This window comes from Salmonella sp. 741265050_HSA (genome assembly GCF_046569445.1).
GTDB classification, from domain to species: domain Bacteria; phylum Pseudomonadota; class Gammaproteobacteria; order Enterobacterales; family Enterobacteriaceae; genus Salmonella; species Salmonella enterica.
Window position 1 is genome coordinate 1 of the sequence record NZ_JBKFSV010000030.1, and the last position, 4,060, is coordinate 4,060.

The following is a 4,060-nucleotide window of genomic DNA, read 5'->3' on the forward strand; positions in this document are numbered from 1 at the left end:
CGGTACGCTGAACAACGATGACTCTATCTCCAACCCGGCTACCGGCGTTAACCTGGCCATCCATGCGATCGATGCTTCCGGATCCGCACTGGCCTATACCCAGGTCAAAGTAAACGACGCTGCCGATATTCACGATGCATCTTTTGATGCTGACGGCGTCGCCAAATTCAACTTTGTCGTCTCATATGTAAGGCAGTCCAGCGCCGTTCCGGTGACAGCAGGCTATGTGAAGTCTAATACGGCCTATACTTTAACCTATAATTAATTGTTAATATTCATGGGGTTATCGAAAGCAACAAGATAACTCCATCATTTACCCCTGAAAACCAAATACAGCCGATGATGTTAAATTGCTATTGAGCAGAATATTTTAAGATTTAATTAAACATGCTTTTATTTTTTTTCATCATACATGATGAATGTCAAATAAAAACAAATACACCAAATATATACATGATAACAATAAACCAAAAGAAAACAATAAACCAAAAATATAAAACACGGTTATTTTTATCGCAAACATAATATAAGCAGCATAAATATCATGGTATTTTTAGAGGGTCGTTCATGGCAGAACAAAAGCGAAACCAATACATAAACAAAATATTCATTTCGTGAATACCATAATGAGAAACATCCTTGCTCGGTATTTTTCTATTTCCAGCGCGAGTTTTATAATCTCGGCGGTCTGAAATGACATTTATTTTTAATAAGGATATTTCAACATGAAATTAAAGTTAATTGCTTTATCACTGGTGCTGTCTGCCGCCTCTACAACATCTGCATTCGCCCTTGATGGCGGCCAGGTAGACTTTGCCGGTCTGGTCAGCGATAACACCTGCACGCCGCACGTGAACGGCGGTAGCCAGGACGGCCAGGTTCAGTTGAACACGGCTGTCACGGCGAATGTTGCAAGCGACCCAGGTGTACAGGGCAGTGAGCCTGGCGTACAACCTGAACCGTTCTACATTACCGTAGACTGCGGCTCCAGCAACGCCAACACGAAAGCGCACCTGAGCATGGCATCAACGTTCTTCAGCAACAGCCTCGGTACGCTGAACAACGATGACTCTATCTCCAACCCGGCTACCGGCGTTAACCTGGCCATCCACCAGGTCGATGATTCTGGCTCCGCGCTGGCCTATACCCAGGTCAAAGTAAACGACGCTGCCGATATTCACGATGCATCTTTTAATGCTGACGGTGTGGCGAAGTTCAACTTCGTCGTTTCTTACGTTAAGCAGTCTGATGCTGTCCCTGTAACCGCGGGCTACGTGAAATCCAACACAGCGTATACCGTAACCTACGAATAATCATTCGTATTTGGCAGGAGGGGCATCGTGTGCTTTATCACAATTTCCCTCCTTATATACCAACATGGAGGAATAACTATGACCAGGATGTGTCGCGCCCTTTCTTTTGCTATTACTGCATTATTGGCTGTCCAACCAGCATTTGCAGATATTGTCCTTTCCGGCACGCGTATTATTTATAAAGCCGCACAAAAGGACACCACCATTCGACTGGAAAATAAAGGCTCGACACCAGCGCTAGTACAAAGCTGGCTGGATGACGGCGATCCAAACGCTGATCCCAGTACCATCAATGTGCCCTTTAACGCCACACCACCGGTTTCTCGTATCGAACCGGGCCGGGGACAAACGGTAAAATTGACCTACACCGGCAACCGCACGTTACCCAAAGATCGCGAAAGCATCTATTGGTTTAACGTGCTGGAAGTTCCCCCCAAAATGAAAGATGCGGAGGTAAAAGATAAAAATATCCTGCAATTGGCTTTCCGCACGCGTATCAAAATGTTTTACCGCCCGGACGGACTGGCAGGTACCGCATCAGAAGCCCCGCAGAAATTGCAGTGGCGCATCCAGCAAAAAGCAGGGAAACCTGTCATTCATGTGGCCAACCCTACCGGCTATTTTGTCTCGTTTAATAAAATTGAAGCCGTTGTTGGCGGACGAAAATATGCAGTTTCCGCTTCAATGGTTGCCCCCAAAGGCGAATCCGATTTCACCATTTCTGGCTTAACCGGCACCCCCACCAAAGCCAGCATTAACTATATTGCGATCAGTGATTTTGGCGGCGCAATTAACGGCAAGGTGAATATTTAACGCTTACCTTTACTCTTTGGGATGCGCCAATGATACTGCTGTCGAAAAATTTCAGGGTTACTTTCCTGGCCCGTTTTATTGTCTGTACTCTATTACCCAGCAGCTTTTGCGCATGGGCTGAAAATGAAATGATGGAGTTTGACAGCTCGTTTTTAATGGGTCCGGGATCCAGCCAGGTCGATCTTAGTCGTTATTCCGACGGTAATGCGATCTCCCCTGGCGTCTACGATGCCAGCGGCTACGTTAATAACGATCTGGTCACCACACTAAAGGTCGAGTTCATCGATATCGCGCATAACGGTAAAACACAGGCATGCATTACGCCCAAGATGCTCAGCCAGTTGCATATTCGTTTGCCTGACGATATACCCGAAAAAGCCGTACTGGTGAAACGCGAGGAAAGCATTAACAACTGCCTTGATCTCGCGCTCGCTATTCCCCAGTCAACCAACCACTTTGACGGCGGAGACCAGCGTCTGGATATCGGCGTACCACAAATGTGGGTGCAAAAAGGTTTCGCCAACTATGTTGATCCTTCGCTGTGGGATGACGGCATCCCTGCCGCCATGTTGTCATACAACGTCAGCGCCTGGAAAAATGAGAACAACTACGGTACTGAAGATAGCGTCTATGCTGGCTTTAATGGCGGTGTAAACCTGGGCGCATGGCATTTCCGCGCACAAGGCAACTACTCCAGGCAAAAAGACGGCGACAGCAATATTGACTATCAAAACCGCTATATGCAGCGAGATATCGCCGCGCTACGCTCTCAGTTGATCATTGGTGAATCCGGCACCAGCGGTGAGGCTTTCGACACCGTCAACCTGCGCGGCATTCGCCTTTATAGCGAATCACAAATGCTGCCACCGCAGCTTGCCAGCTATGCGCCAACAATTCGCGGCGTGGCCAACAGTAACGCCAAAGTCACCATTACACAGAACGGCTACAAAATTTATGAGACCACGGTCCCACCAGGGCCGTTTGCGATTGATGACCTCTCGCCATCAGGGTATGGCGCCGATTTAGAGGTCACCATTACCGAAGCCGACGGCTCGAAGCATAGCTTTAGTCAGGCGTTTTCATCTCTGGTACAAATGATGCACCCTGGTGTTGGCAAATGGGATCTCAGCGTGGGCCAGGTCAACGACGATAGCTTACGTGATGAGCCGGGGTTGGCACAGGGCACGTTCTATTACGGTTTTAACAACACATTCACCGGTTTTAGCGGTATTCAGGCCACAGACAACGGCTATCTTGCTGGGTTATTGGGGTTGGGGATGAACACCCTAATCGGTGCTGTCTCCTTTGACGTCACCCAATCACAGACTAACGTTCCTGACGATAAAACCTACAGCGGTCAGAGCTACCGCGTGTCGTGGAATAAATTCTTCGCACCGACGGACACCTCATTGAACATCGCCGCCTACCGCTATTCGACGAAAGACTATTTGGGTCTGAGCGATGCGCTGAGCATTATTGATGATGCCAAACACAGCGACAGTGACACTGCCCACGGCATGAACAACTATTCGCGGATGAAAAACCAGTTCACCATCAGCCTGAATCAAAGTCTGAACAGCGAAGACGCCAACTACGGTTCGCTCTATCTGAACGGCAGTTGGGCCGACTACTGGGTAACCAATGATTCCCGCAGCAGTTTCTCTGCAGGCTACAGCAATAGCCTGGGCTGGGCCAGCTACAGCATCAACGTGCAGCGCACCTATGACGAAGACAATCACCGCGATGACTCGGTCTACCTGAGCGTGACAATCCCACTGGATAAATTGCTGGGCACCGACCGGGACAGCGGCGGCTTCCGCACACTGAACAGCAGCGTCAGCAGCGATTTCGACGGTAGCAATCAATTCAACACCAGCGCCAGCGGATACAGCGCCGATAGCCGCTGGAACTACAGCATCAGTACCGCCTACGAC

General features: G+C 48.9%; 3 protein-coding genes and 1 pseudogene. All 4 read left to right on the plus strand.

Features of this window, described 5'->3' with window-relative positions:
• Positions 1–265: pseudogene (locus ACLD4F_RS21945) on the plus strand (fimbrial protein); the annotation flags it as partial.
• Positions 266–725: 460 nt separating this feature from the next.
• On the plus strand, positions 726–1,313 hold the full coding sequence (locus tag ACLD4F_RS21950) for a fimbrial protein (RefSeq protein WP_048214908.1): 588 nt from the start codon (positions 726–728) through the stop codon (positions 1,311–1,313).
• Positions 1,314–1,391: 78 nt separating this feature from the next.
• Positions 1,392–2,126 carry a fimbrial chaperone gene (locus ACLD4F_RS21955; RefSeq protein WP_076726050.1) on the plus strand — a complete coding sequence of 245 codons (735 nt, stop codon included), beginning with the start codon at positions 1,392–1,394 and terminating at the stop codon, positions 2,124–2,126.
• A 29-nt stretch (positions 2,127–2,155) separates the two neighbouring features.
• Positions 2,156–4,060: outer membrane usher protein (locus tag ACLD4F_RS21960; protein ID WP_411011039.1), on the plus strand; the 1,905-nt coding region annotated here is incomplete at its 3' end.

What these genes read in the sequence shown, in the direction of transcription:
- ACLD4F_RS21950 (WP_048214908.1), top strand. Translation starts at nt 726, where the DNA reads ATGAAATTAAAGTTAATTGCTTTATCACTGGTGCTGTCTGCCGCCTCT.
- ACLD4F_RS21955 (WP_076726050.1), top strand. Translation starts at nt 1,392, where the DNA reads ATGACCAGGATGTGTCGCGCCCTTTCTTTTGCTATTACTGCATTATTG.